Origin of the sequence: Streptomyces sp. NPDC098789, from assembly GCF_044759975.1 — a bacterium.
Classification (GTDB): Bacteria; Actinomycetota; Actinomycetes; order Streptomycetales; family Streptomycetaceae; genus Streptomyces.
The window spans coordinates 42,293-64,136 of the sequence record NZ_JBIWAJ010000027.1; the positions used below are offsets into that span (position 1 = coordinate 42,293).

Annotated in this window: 19 protein-coding genes; 9 read left to right on the top strand and 10 right to left on the bottom strand. The window is 75.2% G+C overall.

Translation table 11 applies throughout. The features are described from left to right. The first annotated feature begins 85 nt into the window (after positions 1 to 85). From ACIQWR_RS36870 to ACIQWR_RS36885, 4 genes are read left to right on the top strand one after another with little or no spacing between them, the layout of a single operon-like run. The gene (locus ACIQWR_RS36870; RefSeq protein ID WP_404019039.1) at positions 86 to 2,038 is read left to right on the top strand and encodes a methyltransferase domain-containing protein; all 1,953 of its coding nucleotides are present in this window, start codon (positions 86 to 88) and stop codon (positions 2,036 to 2,038) included. After that, positions 2,035 to 2,955 carry a galactokinase gene (locus ACIQWR_RS36875; protein ID WP_404019041.1) on the top strand — a complete coding sequence of 307 codons (921 nt, stop codon included), beginning with the start codon at positions 2,035 to 2,037 and terminating at the stop codon, positions 2,953 to 2,955. Before ACIQWR_RS36870 ends, ACIQWR_RS36875 begins: the two co-directional genes overlap by 4 nt. 50 nt (positions 2,956 to 3,005) lie before the next feature. Next, positions 3,006 to 4,301, top strand: a complete 1,296-nt coding sequence (locus ACIQWR_RS36880; RefSeq protein WP_404019044.1) for an alkaline phosphatase family protein — start codon at positions 3,006 to 3,008, stop codon at positions 4,299 to 4,301. An 11-nt stretch (positions 4,302 to 4,312) separates the two neighbouring features. Continuing rightward, positions 4,313 to 5,632 (top strand): MFS transporter, encoded by a 1,320-nt coding sequence (locus ACIQWR_RS36885; protein ID WP_404019047.1) that lies wholly within the window; start codon positions 4,313 to 4,315, stop codon positions 5,630 to 5,632. Here the strand turns inward: ACIQWR_RS36885 and ACIQWR_RS36890 are convergent. Continuing rightward, a complete protein-coding gene (locus ACIQWR_RS36890) occupies positions 5,617 to 6,396 on the bottom strand; it encodes a hypothetical protein (RefSeq protein ID WP_404019050.1) in 780 nt (259 codons plus the stop codon). The genes ACIQWR_RS36885 and ACIQWR_RS36890 overlap by 16 nt on opposite strands. Positions 6,397 to 6,515: 119 nt before the next feature. On the opposite strand from ACIQWR_RS36890, the gene ACIQWR_RS36895 reads away from it, so the two are divergent. The 3 genes from ACIQWR_RS36895 to ACIQWR_RS36905 all read left to right on the top strand — a co-directional run bounded on the left by ACIQWR_RS36895 (position 6,516) and on the right by ACIQWR_RS36905 (position 8,637). Further along, on the top strand, positions 6,516 to 6,959 hold the full coding sequence (locus tag ACIQWR_RS36895; RefSeq protein ID WP_404019053.1) for a MarR family winged helix-turn-helix transcriptional regulator: 444 nt from the start codon (positions 6,516 to 6,518) through the stop codon (positions 6,957 to 6,959). Positions 6,960 to 7,023: 64 nt separating this feature from the next. Then, positions 7,024 to 7,599, top strand: coding sequence for a hydrolase (locus tag ACIQWR_RS36900; protein WP_404019056.1), 576 nt, complete (start codon positions 7,024 to 7,026; stop codon positions 7,597 to 7,599). Positions 7,600 to 7,686: 87 nt separating this feature from the next. Further along, on the top strand, positions 7,687 to 8,637 hold the full coding sequence (locus ACIQWR_RS36905; RefSeq protein ID WP_404019058.1) for an SDR family oxidoreductase: 951 nt from the start codon (positions 7,687 to 7,689) through the stop codon (positions 8,635 to 8,637). On the opposite strand, the gene ACIQWR_RS36910 is transcribed toward ACIQWR_RS36905, so the two are convergent. Further along, positions 8,628 to 9,692 carry an enoyl-CoA hydratase/isomerase family protein gene (locus ACIQWR_RS36910; protein ID WP_404019061.1) on the bottom strand — a complete coding sequence of 355 codons (1,065 nt, stop codon included), beginning with the start codon at positions 9,690 to 9,692 and terminating at the stop codon, positions 8,628 to 8,630. The two genes, ACIQWR_RS36905 and ACIQWR_RS36910, sit on opposite strands and share 10 nt — an antisense overlap. Positions 9,693 to 9,831: 139 nt before the next feature. Next, positions 9,832 to 10,185, bottom strand: coding sequence for a hypothetical protein (locus ACIQWR_RS36915; RefSeq protein WP_404019064.1), 354 nt, complete (start codon positions 10,183 to 10,185; stop codon positions 9,832 to 9,834). Between the two features lie 339 nt (positions 10,186 to 10,524). On the opposite strand from ACIQWR_RS36915, the gene ACIQWR_RS36920 reads away from it, so the two are divergent. Beyond that, a complete protein-coding gene (locus tag ACIQWR_RS36920) occupies positions 10,525 to 12,075 on the top strand; it encodes an alpha/beta fold hydrolase (RefSeq protein WP_404019067.1) in 1,551 nt (516 codons plus the stop codon). A 40-nt stretch (positions 12,076 to 12,115) separates the two neighbouring features. On the opposite strand, the gene ACIQWR_RS36925 is transcribed toward ACIQWR_RS36920, so the two are convergent. The 4 genes from ACIQWR_RS36925 to ACIQWR_RS36940 all read right to left on the bottom strand — a co-directional run bounded on the left by ACIQWR_RS36925 (position 12,116) and on the right by ACIQWR_RS36940 (position 16,418). After that, positions 12,116 to 12,907 (bottom strand): N-acetyltransferase, encoded by a 792-nt coding sequence (locus ACIQWR_RS36925; protein WP_404019070.1) that lies wholly within the window; start codon positions 12,905 to 12,907, stop codon positions 12,116 to 12,118. A gap of 162 nt (positions 12,908 to 13,069) precedes the next feature. Then, positions 13,070 to 13,192: an ALQxL family class IV lanthipeptide gene (locus ACIQWR_RS36930; protein WP_404019073.1), complete on the bottom strand. Its 123-nt coding sequence runs from the start codon at positions 13,190 to 13,192 to the stop codon at positions 13,070 to 13,072. Between the two features lie 73 nt (positions 13,193 to 13,265). Next, positions 13,266 to 16,178, bottom strand: coding sequence for a class IV lanthionine synthetase LanL (gene lanL, locus ACIQWR_RS36935; protein WP_404019076.1), 2,913 nt, complete (start codon positions 16,176 to 16,178; stop codon positions 13,266 to 13,268). 48 nt (positions 16,179 to 16,226) lie between these two features. Further along, complete coding sequence (locus tag ACIQWR_RS36940; protein ID WP_404019078.1) at positions 16,227 to 16,418, bottom strand: hypothetical protein; 192 nt, start codon at positions 16,416 to 16,418, stop codon at positions 16,227 to 16,229. Between the two features lie 217 nt (positions 16,419 to 16,635). Here ACIQWR_RS36940 and ACIQWR_RS36945 point away from each other — a divergent pair, with 217 nt between their 5' ends. Next, the gene (locus ACIQWR_RS36945) at positions 16,636 to 17,811 is read left to right on the top strand and encodes a hypothetical protein (RefSeq protein ID WP_404019081.1); all 1,176 of its coding nucleotides are present in this window, start codon (positions 16,636 to 16,638) and stop codon (positions 17,809 to 17,811) included. 36 nt (positions 17,812 to 17,847) lie between these two features. Here ACIQWR_RS36945 and ACIQWR_RS36950 read toward each other — a convergent pair whose 3' ends face one another. From ACIQWR_RS36950 to ACIQWR_RS36960, 3 genes are all read right to left on the bottom strand, one after another. After that, on the bottom strand, positions 17,848 to 18,750 hold the full coding sequence (locus ACIQWR_RS36950; RefSeq protein WP_404019084.1) for a hypothetical protein: 903 nt from the start codon (positions 18,748 to 18,750) through the stop codon (positions 17,848 to 17,850). Between the two features lie 119 nt (positions 18,751 to 18,869). Then, positions 18,870 to 19,829 (bottom strand): GNAT family N-acetyltransferase, encoded by a 960-nt coding sequence (locus tag ACIQWR_RS36955; RefSeq protein WP_404019087.1) that lies wholly within the window; start codon positions 19,827 to 19,829, stop codon positions 18,870 to 18,872. 277 nt (positions 19,830 to 20,106) lie between these two features. Continuing rightward, a complete protein-coding gene (locus ACIQWR_RS36960; protein WP_404019090.1) occupies positions 20,107 to 21,513 on the bottom strand; it encodes an MFS transporter in 1,407 nt (468 codons plus the stop codon). Positions 21,514 to 21,844: the final 331 nt, after the last annotated feature.

Sequence of the window (21,844 nt, forward strand, 5' to 3'; positions counted from 1 at the left end):
GCAGAGAACTCCGCCGCTACGCGGCTCCGCCCCAAGGGCCCGTTCCTCCCCGGCCTGAAGGCCGGGGCGTCCTGAGAGAAATCAGGTGAATGACGCTGTGAAGCCGATCGTCACGCCCCGCTCAGCGGCCCGCTCGGCGGCCCGCGCGCCCTGGGTCTCCGCACTGCTGATCGCCGCCCTCGGCGCGGGCACCGTGCGCGCCCGCCGCCGGCTCGGATCGATCCCCGTCCTCGCCGGCGGAGCGGCCGCGGTCGGGGCGCAGCGGCCCGCCGGGTGGCGGCTGTTCACGGCGCGCGGGGTCGAGCCCGACTCCGCCACCTTCCGCAGCGCCTGCGCCCACGCCGAACGGGAGGGGCTGCGCGTCCTGGACCTGCTCCCGGGCGACCTGGGCGCCGAATCCGCCCTGGGCCTCCTGCGGCTGGTGGACCCGGCCGGGTACCGGGACGACCGGCTCGCGCGGGGGTGCGGGGCCGGCTACGCCGTCCTGGTCGCCGAGGAGGTGCTCGCCCGGGCCGGGCTCGACCTCGACCCGGGGGCGGGGGCCGACCCGGCACGGCTGGTCACCCTCGTCCGCACGCTGAAGGAGTACGCCCCGGACGCCACCTCGATGGCGATCGCCCCGGGCCTGTCCTGCGGTCCGGGGCCACGGCGGGCCGGCGCCGCCGAGCTGCGCGCCCACGGGCTGGCGCCGGGACCGCTGGCCGCGGCGCAGTGCGCCGGGCTGGCCCTGCTCGCCTGGGCGTCGCTGCGCCGGGGTCCGTGGGGCAAGGTGGCGGCGGGGCTGTACTGGCTCCAGCCGTACGCCGTCCTGGGCGGCCCGGCCGGACCCCTGCGGCCCGCTTCACTGGCCCGGGACACCGCCGCCCGGCCACTGCGCTCCATCGACGCCGCCCTGCGCACCGCCATCGCCGCCGCGGCCACCACGGCCACCGGCGAGGCCGATGCGGACGGGGTGCGGGGCGGCGACCACCGCGACCGCAGCGACCGTTACGGGCGCGAACTCGCGGCCGGGACCGACCGGTTCCTCGAACCGCGCCGCACCGACTGCCCCTGGTGCGGATCGGAGCGGCTCGCCGTCCGGGTCACGGTGCCCGACCTGCTCCAGGGCAAGCCGGGCCGCTTCGTCCTGGAGCAGTGCGGGGACTGCGCCCACGTCTTCCAGAATCCCCGACTGACCCCGGAGGGGCTGGAGTTCCACTACCGGGACTTCTACGACGGCCGGGGCGGCGAGGGCGCGGGCACGGTCTTCGGCAGCATGGGAGGCACCTACCGGGACCGCGCCGACATGCTGCGCCCGCACGTCGGGGCGACCGGTCCCGGCTCCTGGCTCGACGTCGGTACCGGGCACGGCCACTTCTGCAACGCGGCGCGGTCCGTCTGGCCGCGGACCCGGTTCGACGGCCTGGACATGGGCGACGGGGTCCGCGAGGCGGAGCGCCGCGGCTGGGTGGACGTCGGATTCCAGGGCCAGTTCCCGGAGTTCGCGGCGAAACTGGCGGGGCAGTACGAGGTCGTCAGCATGTACCACTACCTGGAGCACACCCGGGACCCCTTCGCCGAGCTGGACGCGGCCCGCGCCGTGCTCGCCCCCGGCGGGCACCTGGCCATCGAACTGCCGGACCCCACCTCCCGGATGGCACGGCTGCTCGGCCCGGCCTGGCTGCCCTGGTTCCAGCCCCAGCACCAGCACCTGATCCCGGCGGCGAACCTGCGCGGGGCACTGGCCGAGCGCGGGTTCACCGTGCTGGCCGAGGAACACGGGCCGGCGCACCAGGGCAACGACTTCCTGGGCGCGGTGGCGCTCACCGTGACCCGGCTCGCCCCGGATCCCGACAGCCCCTGGTCGCCCGCCGTCCCGCGGGGCCGGCGGGCCCTGCGCCACGCGGTCCGGGCGGCCGCGCTGCCCTGCTTCGCCGGCGCGGCGGTGCTCGACGCGGTCCGCAGCGCCGCCGCCCGCCGCGGGGACGGCGGCAACGCCTACCGGATGCTGGCGCGCAAGGACCACCCCGCGGCCGGGGCCCCGGGAGCCGGGCGATGACCGGCGTGGCGGGCGGGCCGGACCTGGCCCGCAGCGCCACCGCCGACCCGCTGTTCCGCCTCGTCGCCTACGCCCTGGAGGCGGCGCACGGCAGGCCGCCCACCGCCGTGTGGAGCGCCCCGCACGCCTTCCGTCTCGGTGCGTCCGGACTGGTCGCGGCGGCCGGGTGGCCGGTGGCCGCCGCGGCGGCGCCCCGCGAGGACGGCGTCGTACGGCTCAGCTCGCTGAGCCATCCCGCGCACGGCTGCGATCTGCCGCTGGCCCTGTCGGGGCCACCGGCCACCGCCCCGGCCTGGGCCGAGCGGCCCTACGCCCTGCTGCGGGCCCTGGCCCTCGCGGGGTACGGGCGCGGCGGGACCGACCTGCACGTGCAGGGCTCGCTCACCGCGGCCGCCGGCCTGGCCGTCGCGGAACCGGCGGACTGCGCGGTCGCACTGGCCGTGGCCGACGCGCACCTGCGGGCCGATCCGGACGCGGAGCCGCCGCGGGCCGGCCTCCGCCGGCTGCTGGCGCGGGCGCTGCCGGACGGGGACGACGCGCTGCGCCGGGCCGTGCTCTTCGCCCGGCCGGGCCACGCCCTGCGGACCGCCGCCGGGCCGGACGCCGGCGGGCCCCCGCACCACGTCGTCCTCGACCCCGCCGGGTCGGGGAGCCGGCTGGTGCTGGTCGCCCTGCGCGGGGCGCCTGCCGATCGGGCCGCGGACCGGGACCGGGCCGCGGCCGGCGCGCGGCGGGCCGGGGCCCTGGACGTCTGGCAGCCGGGCGCCCGCCCGGGGCGGGCGCTGCTGCTGCGGCTGCCCGAGGAGCGCGTGGCGCACGTACGGGCGGCGGTGGCGGCGGAGTTCCGCACGCTCGACCGACCCGTGCCGCGGTTCCTGAACATCGCCGTGGCCGGTGCGGCCCGGCGCGAGGAATGACCGGAGCACGAGAATCACCCGTCACCACCCCTCACGAAGGAGACCCGCCCATGCCCGTACCGGTGCCCGAGACACCGCCCACAGCCGTTCCCACCTCCAGACGCGCACCGAGCGGCGCGCCCCGACGCGGGGTCCGGACCTCGCGGGCCCGCTGGACCGGGCTCGGCGCGGCGCTCGGCGCGCTCGGCCTGCTCGGAGCGTTCGCCGTGGCCAACTCGCAGGCCGCCGTGGCGGGTTCCGCCGCCGCTGCCGCGCTCCCCGGCTACGACCACGTGGTGGTCGTCGTCTTCGAGAACAAGCAGTACGGCGACATCATCGGCAACTCCGGCGCGCCCTACATCAACCAGCTGGCGAACGGCGGCGCGAGCCTGACCGGCATGAAGGCGCTGACGCACCCCAGCCAGCCGAACTACTTCGACCTCTTCTCCGGGGCCACCCAGGGCATCACCGGCGACAGCTGCTACACCGCGCAGTCGATGACCGCGGCCAACCTGGGCCAGGAGGTCATCGCGGCGGGGAAGACCTTCGCGACGTACAACGAGGACCTGCCCGCCGAGGGGTCCACCACCTGTTCGAGCGGGAAGTACGCGCAGAAGCACAACCCGTGGTTCGCGTTCAAGAACGTACCGCTGAACACCGGGAAGACCTGGTCCCAGTTCCCCCAGGGGAACTACGGCGCGCTGCCGCGGCTGTCGTTCGTCGTGCCCAACCTGTGCAACGACATGCACGACTGCGCGGTCGGTACGGGCGACACCTGGACGAGGAACGGGCTGGACGGCTACGCGCAGTGGGCCAAGGCCAACAACAGCCTGCTGGTGCTGACCTGGGACGAGGACAACTACCTCGGCTCGAACCAGATCGCGACCGTCTTCTACGGCGCCCAGGTGAAGACGGGCCGGTACGCCACCGCCTACAGCCACCACCACCTCCTGCGCACCCTGGAGGACCTGGCGGGGAGCACCACCCACGCGGGGAACGCCGCCAACGTCCAGCCGATCAGCGAGGTCTTCGCGGCGGGCACCGACCCCACTCCCACGCCGACTCCCACTCCCACGCCTACCCCCACCCCCACCCCGACCTCCGGTGACCTCAAGGTCACCGACCCGGGCCCGCAGACCTGCAAGTTCAACCAGACCTGCACCCTCCAACTGACCGCCACCGGCGGCCGCACCCCGATCCGCTGGAGCGCCACCGGCCTGCCCTTCGGCCTCACCCTCGACACCACCACCGGCCGCATCACCGGCAAACCCTGGAGCAGCGGAACCACCCAGATCACCATCACCGCCACCGACACCACCCCCACCAACGCCACCACCACCTTCCCCCTCACCATCAACTGGTTCTAGGAAGGCCCCCCGTGTACCTGTCGACCGGCCGCGCGGCGGACGCCGCCCGGGGCCTCCCCGCACCCGCGGCGGCCCGGCGGCGGCCCGTGCCCGCCACCGTCCTCGCGCTCGGTCTGGTCAGCATGGTCACGGACGTCTCCGCGGAGATGGTCACCGCCGTCCTGCCGCTGTACCTGGTGACCGGGCTCGGCATGTCCCCGCTGGCCTTCGGCGCCCTGGACGGCCTGAACCAGGGCGCCACCGCCCTGTTCCGGCTGGCCGGGGGCCGGATCGCCGACCGTACCCGGCGCCGCAAGCTCGTCGCGGGCGCCGGGTACGCCCTCTCCGCGCTGTGCAAGGCGGCCCTGCTCGCCGTCACCACCCCGTGGCAGGTGGCGGCGGTGCTGGCCGCCGACCGCACGGGCAAAGGGGTGCGCACGGCTCCGCGCGACGCGCTGATCTCGCTGTCCTGTCCGCCGGGGGAACAGGGCCGGGCCTTCGGCGTGCACCGGGCGATGGACACCGCGGGGGCGCTGCTGGGGCCGCTGGTGGCCTTCGGGGTGCTGTGGCTGGCCGCGGACGGCTACGGAGCCGTCTTCACCGTCAGTTTCTGCGCCGCCGCGCTGGGCGTCGTCCTGCTCGCGCTGTTCGTGCGCGAGGGTCCGGATCCGGCGCCGCGGCTCCCCACCTCCGCTCCCCCGGCCGCGCTGCGGAGCCTGCTGCGGATCCCGGGGCTGCGCCGCCTGTGCGCCGCGGCCGCCCTGCTCGGCCTGTTCACGGTCGGCGACGCCTTCGTGTACCTCCTGCTCCAGCGCTGCCTCGAACTCCCCTACACCGCCTTTCCGTTGCTCGCGGCGGATACCGCGGTCGCCTTCCTGCTCGGCGCGCTGCCGATGGGGCGGCTGGCCGACCGGGTCGGGCGCCACCGGGTCTTCCTCGGCGGGCACGCGCTGCTGGCGGGGGCCTGCCTGCTCCTGCTCGCGCCCGCTCCGGCGGGGTCACCGGTCGCCGTGGCAGCGCTCGTCGCGGGGGTGCTCGCACTGGTCGGCCTGTTCTACGCGGCGACCGACGGCGTGCTCATGGCCGCCGCCGGTCCCCTCCTGCCGGAGGAGGCCCGCACCACCGGGCTCGCGGCGCTCCAGACCGTGCAGGCCCTGGCGCGCTTCGCGGGATCCCTGCTCTTCGGCGGGGCCTGGACCCTCTGGGGACCCGGCCCCGCCGTCGGCGCGGCGGCCGCCGCCCTCCTGCTGTCCCTGGTCGCGCTCGGCACCCTCGCCGCGCTCCCCCGAGCCCGCTCAGGGCCCGGCGCGACGCCCGGCTCCGGCTCCCGCTCCGGTCAGCGGCCGACGTAGAGCCGGGAGTGGTACCACCCCTCGCTCTCCTTGCCCGTAGGGTCCTCGCCCAGCGCGATGACGGTCTCGACCGCGCGCCGCTGCTCGTCCTCGTCCGTGAAGCGGCGCTGCGGGTAGGTACCGTCACTGCGCTCGACGGTCAGCCCGTGCTCCTCCAGCCGGGCGACGACGCCCCCGAAGTCGCAGGTGCGCAGCACGAAGGCGGCCACCGGCACCGGGTGGCCAACCGCGGAGAGGAGCCGGCCGAAGGTCCGCTCGGTGAGGAAGGCGACCCCGCCGGTGACGGTGATCAGACCGACCCCGCCGGCGGCCCGGCGCAGCTCCTCGTCCGGCTCGCCCGTCTCCAGGTCCTCGCAGTAGCCCTCGTCGAGGAGCCCGACGGCGAGCGCGTACGCCACGGCGGGCCGCGACACGTCGATCCCGATGGATCCGACGGCTTCGGGCAGCCGTCGGGCGGCGTAGAACTCCCGGTCCCACTCGATGAGTTCGCCCGTGCTGAGCTCGGCCGCCTTGGTGGAGGTGTAGCGCTGGTAGAGCTCGTCGAGGGTCACGTCGTGGTTGACCAGTGCCGCGTTGATCCCGTAGGAGCAACAGATGTCGAGCATCACCCGTGCGTCCGGCGGCAGTTCACCGATCAGTTCTCGAAAGACCCGCTGCCCGTGGTGCGGCGCGCGGTAGTCGTACGGGCCCAGTTGGGCGAAGTACCCGCGCGGGTCCGGCAGTCCGTAGACCTCGTCGAAGCTCGTCATGTCCGATGCCGTCATGGCCGCAGGTCTATCCGGCGTACGCCGGGCGCGGAAAGACAGCCGTTCCGGCCACCCGCCCGACAGGAGATCGACAGGCAAACTTGTCAGTTTGCCTGTCGATCACCTACGGTTGCGGCATGGCTGACGAACAGCGGGAGCTGCGGGAACTGCGGGAGACCGCCGAGGACCTCCAGCTCGCCGTGCGCATGGTGGTGCGCCAGATGCGGGCCGCGACCTCCGAGGGGTTGTCGTTGTCGCAGGTGGCGGTGCTCAAACAGCTCGACAGCCGCGGCCCCGCGACCGCCGCCGAGCTGGCCCGGGTCGAGCGGATCCGACCGCAGTCGATGATCGCCACGGTGCATGCGCTGCGCGCGGCCGGATACGTCGAGCGCAGCGCCGACCCCACCGACGGACGGCGACAGATCATCGCGCTGACCGAGAGCGGCCGTGACACCGTCCGCGAGCGCCGGGAGGCCGGCTACGAACGCCTCGCCGAACTGCTGGCCGAGCGCCTCAGCGAACCCGAGCGCGCGACCCTGCGCGAGGCGATCGGCCTGCTCATACGGCTCGCCGAAGGCTGAGCACCCTCGGTCACCCGGCCCATCCCCGCCCGATCCCCGACCACGAGAAGGAACCGAGATCCTCATGAGCGACCTGCTGCTGGACGCGCGCACCGCCCTCGTCCTGATCGACCTCCAGCAGGGCATCCTGGCCCTGCCGACCGCACGCCCCTCCGACGAGGTCCTCGCCAGGTCCGTCGAGCTCGCCCGGGCCTTCCGCGCCGAGCGGCTCCCGGTGGTCCTGGTCAACGTCGCCTGGTCCGCCGACGGCGGCGACCTGCCCGTCGCCACGACCGACCGCCCCGGTCCGCTCGCCGCCCCGCCCGCCGCCTTCAGCGAGATCTCCCCCGCGCTCGCCGCCGAGGGCGACATCCGCATCACCAAGCGCCACTGGGGCGCCTTCACCGGCACCGAGCTGGACCTCCAACTGCGCCGTCGCGGGATCACCCGGATCGTCCTCGCGGGCATCTCCACCAGCATCGGTGTCGAATCCACGGCCCGCGCGGCCTGGGAGAACAGCTACGACGTGGTCTTCGCCGAGGACGCCACCACCGACACGGACGCGGACTCGCACGCGCATTCCTTCGGCAAGATCTTCCCCCGCCTGGGCCGGGTCAGCACCACCGCCGAGATCATCGAGGCCCTCGGCGCCGGCGCCTGAGGCCCCGTACCCGCCGCGCACCCGTCCCGGACCCGCCGCGCACCCGAGCCGTCCGCCCGGGACGGCGCGGCGCCGTAGGCTCCCGGCATGACGGAATCACTGGCTTCACCGCCCGGCCCGCACCCGCCCGGGGCGCTGACGGGAAGGGTCGCCCTCGTCGCGGGGGCGACCCGGGGCGCGGGTCGTGGCATCGCCGTGGAACTGGGTGCGCGCGGCGCCACCGTGTACGTGACGGGGCGCAGCACCCGGGGCAGGCGTTCGGAGTACGACCGGCCCGAGACCATCGAGGAGACCGCCGAGCTGGTCACGGCGGCCGGTGGCAGGGGCATCGCGATCGTCGCGGACCACCTGGTGCCGGAACAGGTCGAGGCGGTGGTCGGCCGGATCGACGCCGAGCAGGGCCGGCTGGACGTGCTCGTCAACGACATCTGGGGTGCGGAGCGGCTCTTCGAGTGGGAGAGCCCGGTGTGGGAGCACGATCTGGACAAGGGGCTGCGGCTGCTGCGGCTCGCGGTCGAGACCCACGCCGTCACCAGCCACTTCGCGGTGCCGTTGTTGCTGCGCGAGCCGGGCGGGCTGGTGGTGGAGATGACGGACGGCACCGCGGAGTACAACGCGAGCCGCTACCGGGTCTCCTTCTTCTACGACCTGGCCAAGTCGTCCGTGCTGCGGATGGCGTTCGCGCTCGGGCACGAGCTGGGGCCGCGCGGGGCGAGCGCGGTGGCGCTCACCCCGGGCTGGATGCGCTCGGAGATCATGCTCGACGCCTTCGAGGTGACGGAGGCGACCTGGCGGGACGCCCTGGTGAAGCAGCCCCACTTCGCGATCTCGGAGACCCCGTCGTACGTGGGCCGGGCGGTGGCGGCGCTGGCCGGCGACCCCGAGCGGGCGCGCTGGAACGGACAGTCGCTCTCCAGCGGGCAGTTGGCCGGGGTGTACGGCTTCACGGACCTCGACGGGAGCCGCCCCGACGCCTGGCGGTACATGGTCGAGGTACAGGACCCGGGGCGCCCGGCCGACGCCACCGGCTACCGCTGATCGGTACGGCTCACCAGGCGCAGTTCGCGGTCGGCGCCGAGCGGGGCGAAGTACCGCTCCACCTCCGCGTCGGACACCCCGGCCAGCTCGGCCGGGGACCAGCGGGGCGTGCGGTCCTTGTCGACGACCTGGGCGCGGATGCCCTCCACCAGGTCGGGCGAGCGCAGGGCGGCGCAGGACACGCGGAACTCCTGCTCCAGCGCCCGCTCCAGCGAGCCGAGGCCGCGGGCCCGGCGGACGGCCGCCAGGGTGACCTTGAGCGCGGTCGGGGACTTGGCCAGGATCGTCTCGGCGGTCTGCTCGGCCCGCGGGTCGCCGTGCCGGGACAGCCGCTCGACGATCGCCTCGACCGTGTCGGCGGCGTAGCAGTGGTCGATCCACTCCCGCTGCCCCGCCAGTTCGCCCTCCGGGGCGGGGACGGCGTACCGGGGCAGTACGTCGGCCACGGGCGCGGCGGCGAGGTCCGCGGCCAGTTCCGGCAACAGGCGGGCGGGCACGAAGTGGTCGGCGAGCCCGCACAGCAGCGCGTCGGCGGCGCCGATCGCCGCGCCGGTGAGCGCGAGGTGGGTGCCCAGTTCCCCGGGGGCCCGGGCCAGCAGGTGGGTACCGCCGACGTCGGGGACGAAGCCGATTCCGGTCTCGGGCATGGCCACGCGGGAGCGTTCGGTGACGATCCGGACGCTGCCGTGGGCGGAGATCCCGACCCCGCCGCCCATCACGATGCCGTCCATCAGGGCGACGTACGGCTTGGGGTAGCGGGCGATCCGGGCGTTGAGCCGGTACTCGTCGCGCCAGAAGTCCACCGAGGCCGTGCCGCCCGCACGGGCGTCGGCGTGGATCGCCCGGATGTCGCCGCCCGCGCACAGGCCGCGCTCCCCCGCCCCGACGACGAGCACCTGGGTGACCCGCGGGTCGTGCTCCCAGGCGGTGAGCGCGGCGGAGATCCGCAGCACCATGGGGCGGGTGAGGGAGTTGAGGGCTCCGGGTCGGTTGAGGGTGATCCGGCCGGTGCGGCCCTCGGTGGTCACCAGGACCGTGTCGTCCCCGTCGCTCATCGGCGTTCCTTCCCTCATGATCCGAACCGACATTATGTCCGGGGGCGGAGGCGGGGGCGGGACGCGGAGGCGGAGGCGGTCGGCCGGACCCGTTCCCGCCGCGGAGCCGTGGGCCGCCGCGACGGGAGCGGGGATCGGGTCAGCTCGGGCCGTGGAACCACACCGAGCGGACCTTCAGCTGCTCGGTGGCCGGCTTGCCGTGGGCGCGCAGCTTCCACTCCGGGCCCGTGCAGTTGGCGCCCCTGAAGACCGTCACCAGCTCGTCCGTGGAGTTGTGCGGCGAGTGGCCCGGCTCGACCCACTCGCTGCCGACGTAGGGCAGGTTGACGCACTCCTCGCTGCTCGGGTCGTGCAGGGCGACGGTCAGTACCCGGCCCTGGTCATCGGTGAAGGTGTAGCTGAACTGGCCGGTCGCGGCGAAGGCGGAGCCGGGGACGGCGAGGGCGAGCACCAGCCCGGCCAGGCCCGCGGTGACGGCACTGCGAAGCTTCACGGAAGGTCTCCTCAAGATCGGCGAGGGGTTCGAGGCGGACCGTACGCCGCGCCCCGGCAGCGAATCGGTTCTCCCTGCGCCGACCGCCGCGGGTTCCACCGGGACGGGTGAAACCGCACGGCGACGACGGGTGGCGCGCCGTCCCGGGCGGCCCGAGCTGGTAGTCCGGGGAGCACGACCCCCTGGTCCCCCCACCAACCACCGCCGGATTCCGGCCGATTGTCCTGATGCGAGCTCGTCCGCACGGCGGATACGGACCGACGCTTCGGGATGATTCGCCCGCTCGGCCCGTAGGCGAAGGTGGCAGGGAACCGACTCCTCCGAAAGGAACGGCTCCTCGTGCGCACGAAACGCATCGCGCCCCTGCTCGTCGCCGCCGGACTCCTCGCCACCACCGTCCCGCTCCTCTCCGCGACCGGGGCCGCCGCGGTCGACCACCGGCCCGCCCCGCCCTCGTGGCACCGCTGCGCCGCCGACCGTCCGGCCTCCTTCGAATGCGCGACCATCAAGGTCCCGCTCGACTACGCACGCCCCCGGGGCCCCTCGCTCGACCTCGCGATCTCCCGGGTCCGCAGCGAGAAGCCCGCCGAGCGGCGCGGTGTCCTGCTGCTCAACCCCGGCGGACCGGGCGATCCCGGGCTCGACCTGCCCCTGGGGATCCTCGACGTGCTGCCCCGGGAGGTGCGCGACCAGTACGACCTGATCGGCTTCGACCCGCGCGGCGTCGGGGCCAGCAGTCCGGTCGGTTGCGGGCTGCGCGACGACGAGGAGGGCCTCGACCGGCCGTACCACCCGGAGACCTTCGCCGCCGACGTCGCCTGGGCGCGTACGGTCGCCGACAAGTGCCGGGAGAAGGCGGGGGCGGTCCTGCCGTACCTCACCACCCGCAACACCGCCCGCGACATGGACGCGATCCGCTCGGCCCTGGGCGAGCCGAAGATCTCCTACCTGGGGTACTCGTACGGGACCTACCTCGGCGCGGTGTACACGCAGCTCTTCCCGGCCCGCACCGACCGCTTCGTCCTCGACAGCGGGGTGGACCCGCACCGCGTGTGGCGGGACACGATCCGGACCTGGGCGACCGAGGCGGAGCCCGCGTTCGCCCGGTGGACCCGGTGGACCGCCGAGCGCGACGCCGAGTACCACCTGGGCGCCTCGCCGGCCGCGGTCTCGCGGACGTTCTGGGACCTGGTGGCGCGGGCGGACCGCGACCCCATCGAGTACCACGGCGAGAAGCTGACCGGCGACACGATCCGGTCCGTCCGCGCGCTGTTCTTCTACCCGGCCCGGGCCGCTCCCCTGATCGCCGCGGTCAAGGCGGCGGCCGACGGGACGCCGCCGCCCGCGTCCGTCCCCTCCCTGCGGGACGCGCTCGCCGGCGCGCGGTCGGCGGCGGGCGAGCCGCCCTCCGACAACGGCATCGCCGTCTTCTGGTCGGTGATCTGCGGGGACTCCGACAGTTGGCCGCGCGACCCCGAGCAGTACCGGCGCGACGCGGTCCGGGACAAGGCCGCCTACCCGCTGTACGGCGACTTCGCCTCCAACATCAAGCCGTGCGCCTTCTGGCAGCGGCCCCGCGAGGCGGCGACCCCGATGCGCACCCGGGCGAACGTGCTGACCGTGCAGAACGAATGGGATTCCCAGACCCCGCTGGCCAGCGGCGAGGGGCTGCACCGGGCGCTGAAGGGCTCGCGGATGGCGCTGGCGCTGGGCGGCGAGGGCCACGGCGTGTACCTGGCCGATCCCGACTCCTGCGTGACCGCGACCGTGACCGGTTACCTGGCCACGGGCCGGCTCCCGGCCCGGGACGTCAACTGCCGGGCCACCACGCCGCCGCCGGGCGGGCGAGCCACGCCGCTCCCCCTGCTGCCGACCCCGGACCGCTTCTGACCCCGGGCGGGGTGGGACCCGTACGCGAGGCGGTGGCGCGTCAGGCGCCGTCGGCCACGGCGGGTCCCGCCCCGTGCCGGATCCACACGTTGGGCTCGACGTAGACCGCGTACCCGTGCGCGGCGTCGCAGCGCAGCGGGACGAGCGCGCCGGGCACCTCGACCGCGCCGTCCGCTTCGAGGGGGAGGCCGGTCCACGCGCGCCACTGGTCCAGGGAGCCGCTGACCGTCATCGACGCCGGGGCGATCCGTTCGATGACCCCGCCCGCGCGCACGTGCACGCGCAGCCACGGGTCCTGCGGCAGCCCGTCGTCGCGCACGAGCCGGACGTACTCCGTCATGGGCAGGTGCGGCCGCAGGTGTTTGGCGGTCGGGCGGACCGGGGCGAGGAAGTCCCGGTGCCCCTGGTCCCCGGCCGCGCCGCGCAGGGCCGCCAGCATGCGGTAGGAGAGTCCGCGGCCGAGGTAGTCGCGGTCCACGGTGATCTCCAGCGCGCTGGCCGCGGTCACTGCGGCGCCGCCGCGCCGGTCGCGCATCGCCCACACCAGGACCCGGTCCCACCCCTGGTCCGGCATCTCCTCGCGCCCGTCCGACGCCGCGTCGAAGGGCACGCCGAAGCCCCGGGCCACGACGCGGTCGCCGTCGGTCGCCACGACGCAGTACTGAGGGAACTCCTCGGGAACCCGGCTCAGCAGGGCTCCGGCGACCGGCTCGTGCGGGATGAACGCGGGCCAGTCGTCGGCGATCTCGTAGAGCCGGCGGGTCAGTTCCGGGCGCTCGGCGAGGGTGCTGATCTTCAGGCCGTCGGCAGGGGAGGTCTCATGAGGTGTCACAGGTCGAACCTGTCACAGCTGCATGACCGTGACCAGCGGATTCCTCCGCGCCTCGGGAGACCGGCAGCGCACCCTCACGTCACCGAGGAGGGGACCAGCCCCCCCGGGCCGGTCCCCTCCTTGAGTGCGGGCTCGGGGCCCGCCCTTCAGTCGTTACCGACTTCAGCAGCCGCTGAAGTGGATGCGGCAGCCGGTGATGAGCGCCGCCGCGTGCTCCTCGCCCAGGTCCTCGCTGGCCAGGTCGGCGGGGAGGACCTGCAGGGCGTCGATGTCGTGCTCCATCATGATGGGCTCCTTCTGTCGGGAGGTGTACCGGTCCGTGCGGACCGGCTACCGGTGGCCGGCGGCCACCGGAAGTTCAGAGGTGGGTGCGCGCACCCTCGGGCAGCCAGGCGCGGGGCCCGCCGGAGCGCATCCGCAGCAGCAGCGAGAGGCTCCCGGCCAACCCGGTGGCGTACTCGGCGAGTACGCCCCTGCGGTTGTCGTCGGGCACCAGCAGCCGGCCGTCGCGCAGGACCGCCTGCGCCGCCAGGTGCTCGACCAGCAGTTCCGCGCCCGCCCGGTGCTCTTCGTCGCCCGTCAACTCGGCGGCGTCGAGCAGGAACTCGGCGTTGCCCGCCAGCCCGTGGCACGCGGCGGGCGAGTCCCCGAACCGTCCGGCCCGCACGGCGAGCGCCGCGCCCTCGACCAGGCCGCGGGTGACGTCGTCGGTCCCGCCGGTCGCCGCCCAGAGCCGGACCAGGAAGGTGGCGACCCCGGAGGAGCCGTTGCACCAGTGCCGGGCGAGGTCCGGCGAACCGGCGAGGTGCCGGGCCCGGTCCACCGGCCACATCGTGCCCGCCGGCCCCTTGCGGGCGGCGGTCGTCAGCGTGGTCCCCGCCTCGACGGCCGCCTTCAGGAAGCGGTCCTCACCGGTGGCTTCGGCGGCGAGCAGCAGGAAGGTGGCGACTCCGGCGACGCCGTGGGCGAAGCCGTAGTGCCAGGCTCCCGCCAGCCCGGAGTCGAAGTCCTCCGGCACCGGCCAGAAGATCCCCTCGGGGGTGTGCCGGGCCGCCGTGAGCAGCCCCTCGGCGACCTGGGCGGTCCGCTCCAGGAAGCGCGGGTCGCCGGTGGTCCGCCAGAAGTGCAGCTGGGCCAGGCCGGATCCGGCGGCGCCGTGGCAGACGTCGGGGTTGGGCCACTCGACGGGCAGCGTGAGGGCCAGCGCGGACGCCCGCCCGGCCAGGGCCGGGTCGTCCAGCGCCCCCGCGGCGTCGAGCAGCGCCCAGGCCGTTCCGGAGCGGCCGAAGTGCAGTCCGGGCAGGATCCAGGGCAGGGCCTCCTGCCGGTCGGCCGTCCACAGCGCGGCGGTGCGCAGCCCCTCGCGCAGGGTCTCCCGGGTGAGTGCGCCCGGCCCGTCCGGCGCCCCGGAGAAGTGGTCGTCCCAGCCGTTCAGGGCCCGGGCGAGTACGGCCACCCCGCCGGCCGAACCGTGTTGCACGGCCACCGGGTCGCAGGTCACGCCGAAGGTGTCGGACGGCCAGAGCCGGTCGGCGTCCCGCGCGGCGGCGGTGGCCAGGAGGTGGGCCACGCCGTCGCGCACCAGACGGGCACGGACGTCCTCGACGGGGGTGCCGGTACGGGTGCCGGTACGGGTGCCGGTCGGCTCGCCGGCCGGGTGCGCGGCGGGGCGGTCCGCGGCGCGGAAGGAACGGGCCGCCTCCAGCGTCCAGCGCTCGGCGGGCTCGTCCCGCATCAGCCCGAGGACCAGCGGGGCGAAGCGGCGCACCGCGCTCTGGTCCCGGGCGAGCAACTCGACCAGGTGCGCGAGGCGTTCCTCGTCGGGCCGGGCGGCCGCCGCGGGCCGGTCCGCCGCGAACAGCGGGTCGGCCCCGCTCAGTGCGTGCAGGACGGTCGCACCCAGGGCGTACAGGTCGACGGCGGGGCCCATCGCGGGCGCCACCTGGGGGGCGGCGCGCAGTTCGGGGGCGGTGTAGCCGGGGGTGGCCCCGAGGACCCAGCGCTCGCCCTCGCGGGCCGCCATCTCCAGGTCGATCAGCAGGAGCCGGCCGTCCGGGGTGACCATGACGTTGTTCGGGTTGAAGTCGTGCAGGGTGACGCCCAGTTCGTGGGCGGCGGCGACCAGTTCGTGGGCGGCGGCGACCAGTTCGATCAGCTGCCGGACCAGCGAGTCGGCCGTGGCGTCGTCCGGGCAGGCCGCGCCGGTCCGGACGAGGCGCTCGGCGACCGTACGGCGCAGCGTGGCGCCGGGGACGGTCCCCGCCGCCAGGAACACGCTGCCCTGCTGCTCGAACACCTCGGCCAGCCGCGGGACCCGGTCCGGGAAGACCTTGCCGAACCGCTCCAGCAGGGTCGCCTCCCGGCGCAGCAGGTCCCGTACGTCGAGCCCCTCCAGACCGGCGGCCACGTGGGGCCGGGCCTGCTTGAGGACGACCTGCGCACCGGTCTCGGTGTCCTCGGCCCGGTACACCCCGCCCTTGTTGGAGTGTTGGATGGCGCCGCGCACCAGGTACCGGCCGCCGAGCAGGACCGGCTTGGCGGTGGCGGCGCTGCGGACGGGAGCCGCCGCACGCTCCGGGAAGGGATCGCCCGCCCAAGCGGGCGGACTGAACCAGGCGTTGCGCTCGTCGGCCACCTTGCGCCCCTCGGGGTCGGTCAGGAGAGTGGCGAAGCAGCCGTCGGCGGTGAGCTCCTGGACGCCGGCGAACACCCCGAAACGGTAGGAGACCTGACTGTCCGGCAGGTAGCGGCGGTCGGAGAGGACTGCGGGCCCGGGCAACCCCAGGGTGGCCCGGTGGAGTTCCTCGGCGAGCACGCGGAACTGGTCGTCGTCCGAGGGGTACACGGTGATGAACTTGCCGCCCCCGCCCCGGGCGAAGCGCCCCGAGACCAGGGCCGCGACCCGGGCCGGCGTCCCGGCGAACTTGAAGGCGGCGCGGTGGGCCACCAGCACCTCGGCGGCGCGGGCCAGGGCCAGCGGCGCGGCCAGCGGGGTGGCCGAGACGTGCAGCTTCCACCCCTGGGTGCGCCGGACCGGGGCGCCCGGCATCACGTGGCACCAGAACTCACCAGGAGTCACCGCCCAGTCGACCGTCCGCGCACCCTCGCCGTCGGACCCCGCCGAGCCGCCGTCACCCCGCTGCGCCCGCGGCGCGGACCGGGCGATCACGGCGCGCACCAGGTCGGGCAGGAGCGCGAGGTCCGCCGGACTCTCGGCCCCCTCTCGGGGCCCGTGTCCGGACCGGGAGGGGGTCACAGGCAGGGATGACACGTTCTGGGGCCTTTCACTTCGGGTCGGACGGGACTGGGGTGCGACCCCCTAGTGCTGCGGCGCGATGTAGCCGTCGCCCCAACTCGTGTCCAGGGGCCTGGCCGCGAGCGTGTTCACCGCCGCGGATCCGTCCCGGTGCCCCGCGGCGCCGGGTCCGGGCCCGTCCCCCACGGTGAGCGCGGACGCACCGCACGCCAGCAGGACCGTGAGGGCGAGGAAGCAGCGGCTGGCTCCGGGCATGGTGCGACTCCTGAGTCGGGAGGTGGTTGCATGGATCGCGAACACCACCGGTGGGGGATTCGCCATGCGATGTCCGCCTGAGGGGGTTTGTGTGGCGGACACCCGAATCTCCTCACGCCACGCCCCGTGGGTCCAGCGCTCCGATCTGGCAATACCCTGCAGGGCACGGAAGTAGCAGGGCCGCATAGGGGGTACGAGCATCGATACCGGGACAGAATTGACCGACTTGCCGCGACTGGACGCGGCTGCCGTGGCCGTCTTCGAACACGTCCTGGCTCGGGGGGCCCTCCCGCGGTACCCGCTCGACGTCCCCTCTGACCTCGGCTTGAGCACGCAGGAGGCGGAGCGGGCGTGCCACACGCTGCTCCGGCTGCGGCTCCTGCGCACGGTCCCGGGAAGCCCGGACGAGCTGATGGCGGTCAGTCCGGACGCCGCCGCGGCGGAGGCGGTCGGTCCGCTGGAGGCGCGGCTCGCGCGCAGCGCCGCGCACGCCCAGTCCGTCCGGGACGACCTGCGTTCCCTGATGCCGCGCTACCGGGCCACCCGGCACGAGCAGGCCCGCCGCGAGGGCATCGACTCGCTGCCCGACCTGGCCGCCGTATCGGCCCTGCTCGCCCAGCACTCGGCGCGGTGCCGGGAGGAGGTCTTCACCATCCAGCCGGGCGGCGGGAGGCCGCCGCACCGGCTGGGCGACGCCATCGAGCGGGACCTGGCGATGCTCGACCGGGGCGTGCGCATGCGCACCCTCTACCAGCACCCGGCCCGCTCCAACCTGGCCACCCAGGGGTACGTGGAGACGCTCACCGCGGCCGGCGCGGAGTACCGCACCGCCGCCGAACTCCCCGACCGGGCGATCGTGTTCGACCGCAGCGTGGCGTTCCTGCCCCGTCGTTCGGACGGCGGGAGCGGCGAGGGGGCCGTGTTGGTCCGGGACCCCGACGTGGTGGCGTACCTGTGCCGGGTCTTCGAGCAGCACTGGTCCGCCGCGGACCCCTTCCTGGGCAGCAGCGGAGCCGCGTACAAGGAGGTCGGCCACAGCCTGCGGCGGGCCCTGGTGCGGCTGCTGGTGGAGGGCGCCAAGGACGAGGTGATCGCACGGCGGATGGGCATGTCGCTGCGCACCTGCCGCCGCCACATCGCGGAGCTGCTGGAGGAACTGGGCGCCGAGAGCCGCTTCCAGGGCGGCGCGCTGGCCGAACGGGCCGGCCTGGCCGCCCCGGACGCACCCGCCCCGGAGGACGAAGCCCCGGTGGCCGGCTGTCCGGACGCACCCGGGCCGGACGTCCGCGGGTCGGACGACCTCCTGCCGGACGAACTCCTGTCGGACGACCTCGTGTCGGAAGCGCGCGTCCAGGAGGCCCGCGCCCGGGAGGCCCTCGCCCCGGACGCCTGACCTGCCGCGCGGGCCGCGGTCCGGCCGGCGGCGGTGCTACTTCGCCGACAGCACGATCCGGACCAGGTACGGCAGTACCTCGTTCACCCGGGCGTCGTGGTCCAGCAGCACCGCGACCGGGCTGTGGCCCTCGGAGTGCAGGGCGTCCAGCGGGCGGGACCACTGGGCGCAGGGGGCCGGGCCGGGGGCGTCGCTCTCGCGCTCCCGGCCGACGGCGGGGAAGGCGCGCGGGACCGGGCGGCCGGCCTCGTGGGCCCGGCGGCGCGACAGCGCGCGCTCCACCGCGGTACGGGCCGCCTCGGCCAGGGTCGCGCCCGTGGCGATGACGGTCTCGCACCCGCCCTCGCGGCCGTCGCCCCCGGGGCGCGGGGCGAGCGCGACGGCGCAGGCGGGCAGGGAGAGCAGCTCGGTCAGGTCGTGCGCGGCGGGCTCCCCCTCGGCGTGCACGTCGCGCAGCAGCGCGTGGGGCACCTCGACTCCCCCGTCGCCGAGGCGCAGCCGGGGCACCCGGGTCCCGGGGGCTTCCAGGCGGCGCGCGAGGAGCGCCGCGCAGTGCTGGGCGAGACCCTCTTCGAGCGCGCCCACCCAGGTCAGGCCCGCCGCGACGCCCACCGGGGAGCCGGACCCGGCGACGCGCACCCGGCGCAGCCCGCCCGTGGCAAGATCGAGGCCCCAGGAGGTGGGTTGCGCGGACCCGGCGGGGCCGGCCGCCACCGGGTGCGTCGCCGCGCGGGCGGCGAGGTGGCCCAGTACCGCCTCGATGTCCGTGGTGGCGGCGTCCACCGCGCCGGGCAACAGTTCCGGAGCCCGCTCCAGCACCGTGCGCGCGCCGACCGCCGGGCCGCCGGCCCGGGAGAGGAAGGCGGCCCGGGCCTCGGCTTCGGTCACGGCGGCGGCCTGGGCCGCGGGCCGGTCGGCGGTCAACTCTTCGGTGCTCATCTTCGGTCGTCCCTCTCCACGGCGTTCTTCACGGGGCCCATGGAAGCGAGGGAGGATATTCACCGGATAGACGCGCGATCTCGGCCACCCGCTCGCACGGCGGTGGCCGGGCCCGCGTCTCAGTGCGCGGACAGCACCAGGCGTCGGGCGTCGTTGCGGTAGCCCACCCGCTCGAAGGCAGCGGCCATCGGCACGTTGGTCAGGTCGGTGTCGGCGCGGACCTTCTCCGGATCGGTTTCGACCACCAGGATCCGGGTGATCTCGGCGAGGATCTCGTCGGCGTACCCATGACCCCGGTGCTCGGGGACCACGCCCAGGTATCCGACCACCGGAAAGGCGTGGTTGCGGGAGGGGAGGCCGAAGCCGACGGGCTCGCCCTCGGGCGTACGGGCGACCCGCCACCAGGAGCGGTCCCCCGGCATCGTGTCGCGGTAGAACTCGACGTCCCCGCGGGCCTGGGCCTCGGCGCCCATGCTCTCGGCCTCCTTGGTGGAGTCCGTGTCCAGACTGTCCGTCAGGACCCGGCGGAACAGGTCGACGAAGACCTCGTCGTCGGGCTCGGCGGCGAAGACCAGGCGCCCTTGGGGCTCCGGAAGACCGCACTGCGGCGTCCATTCGTAGCGCAGCCGCTCCAGCGACACCGGGAGCCCCGCGCGGCGGGCCGCTTCCCGCCGCCAGGTCACGGCCTCGACCACATCGGGCCGTTCGCGCCAGTCACCGGGGAGGGAGAGGTGGTAGTCGGGCGCGGTATCCGCACCGGCGGCGGCGTAGGCCTCGTGTCCGGCGGCGAGCAACTCCGCCGCCCATCCGGTGCGTTCGGCGGCGGGCCCGGTCGACTCGGCGACGAAGAGGCCGTCCAGGGCGTTCGGCAGGGCGTCGTCCGGGCCTCCCCACCACACCGCGAGGGCGAGCGGTGCGCCGCCCGCACCGTCTTCGGCCACCCAGGTCCACTCGGGGCGGTACTCGCCCGCGGCGAGCCGGGTCGTGTAGGTGTCGGCGGTCATCCCGCCCGCCGCGTCGGTGACGATGAGCGGGAGGAAGCGGTCGAGGTCGGACGCGAGGGTGGGGCGGAAGATCACAGTGACTCCGGATCGGTGGGAGGGAGATCGGTGGAGGAGGATCGCGGGACCCCGAGCCTAGGGGGTGTCCGACGGATGTCCGCGGCGTCGCGGCGCCCGGCACGCACTCTCGCCGCACCGACCGAAAGCCCGAGTACGTCCAGTACGCGGACTTCCGCTCGGCACGCCGAGAGCACGCACCGGACACCGCTCCTTCCCCACGGACATCCGTCGGACACCCCCTTGGCGGATCAGGCCGTCGGGGCGGGGCGGGGCGGAGGATGCGGTGCGCAGGCGCTCAGGGGCGGGCCGCAGGGCCCGTGGCGACCGGGGGCCCGGCCCCGTCCGCCGCGCCGTCCGGTTCCGCGGGTGACGGGCCCCGCGCGGCTGACGCCGTCCCGGTGGGCGTCGCCCCCTCGTCCGGTGGCGCCGGCAGGGCGGTGATGGTGTGGCGGCGCCCGATCAGGGCGGTGACGGCCAGGATCAGTCCGGTACAGCAGAGGAGCAGGGCGCTGCCGCGGTCGCGGGTCGAGCCGAGCAGCCGGCCCAGGGTGGCGGCGAGCGGTCCGCCGGGGTCCACCAACGGGCCGAACACCTGCGAGGCGAGCGGTCCGGCCAGCAAGTAGCCCAGCAGGATGCCGCCTTGGGTGAACATGCGCCGCAGGGCGAAGACCCGTCCCTGGGCCTCGGCCGCCACCGCGGACTGCCAGAGCACCTGCGCACAGCTACTGACCACCGGTAGGCCGAGGAAGAAGGTGAAGGCCGCCGCCGCCAACGGGACCGGGCGCGGGAAGAACCCGGCTTGGAGCACCGCGAGGCCGCTCACGAGGGTCGCGGCGGTGACCCAGGCCAACGGGCGGCGCGGGGTCCCCCAGATGGACATGGCGATGCTGCTGATCGCGAGGCCGAGCCCGCCGGCGGTGCTGACCATGGCCACCGCGGCGTTCTGGTCCGCCTCGGGGGTGGCCGCCAGGACCAGGGGGAGCAGCAGGGCGGTGGCGGTGGCCTCGGCCGCGTTGAGGACCGTGACCAGGCGGAGCAGGTACTTCAATCCGGGTTGGCTGGTGAGCAGCCGGCGCCCTTCGGTCAACTCCGCTCGCCAGCCCGGGCCTTGTTCGTGCGGTCCGGCGCGTTTCGGGGAGCCGGGCGGTTCGGGGAAGCGGGCGGCCAACAGGGTGAGCACGCCCAGCGCGAACGAGATGACGTCGACCACCAGGACGGCGCGGAGCCCGCCCGCGCCGAGGAGTACGGCGGCGAGCATCGGACCCAACAACTGGGCTCCGGCGAGCGCGGTTTGGGTCATCGCGCTGGCCCGGCCGCGTTGTTCGGGCCGGACCATGCCGGTGACGGCGGCGGCGAGCGCGGGCCATTGGAAGGCCGCGCAACAGGATTCGACGACGATGACCGCGTACACCTGCCAGACGGCGAGGTGCCCGGTCGCTTGGGCGGCGAACAGGGCCACCGCTCCGAGCATGGCCACCGCGTCGGCGCAGAGCAGTACGATGCGGCGCCGGTGCCGGTCCACCAGCACCCCGGCGACCGGGGCGGCCAGCATCCCCGGGGCGAAGGCGAGCAACAATCCGGTGGCGAACTGGGTGACGGAGCCGGTCTGTTGATAGATCCACAGGCCGAGGGCGAAGCCGGAGATGCTGGATCCGAGTGCGGTGACCAGGCGGCCCGCCCAGACGAGCGCGAAGGTGGTCATGGCAGGCCCACCAGGGGCGGGGCGAGGGACAGGGTCAGGGGCAGGGGCACGGGTGAGCTCCGTTCGGGGGCCGCGGCGGGACGGGACGTCATGGGCCGGGCTGGGGGGCGGTACCGAGGGCCGGGCAGGGGAAAGCGCGTCCGGGCAGGACGAAGCGGGGCAAGGCGAAGCGGGGCGAGGCGAAGCGGAACGGGGCCTGAGGGGGACGACACGGGGCCGGGCAGTGCGCCGGGCGGCATGCGGTCGGGCGCGGCGGGGCGGGTGGCGGGGCGGGGCCGGGCGGCGCGCCCGGCGCCGGTGCGTGGGGCACCGGGCACCGGACGCCGGACGC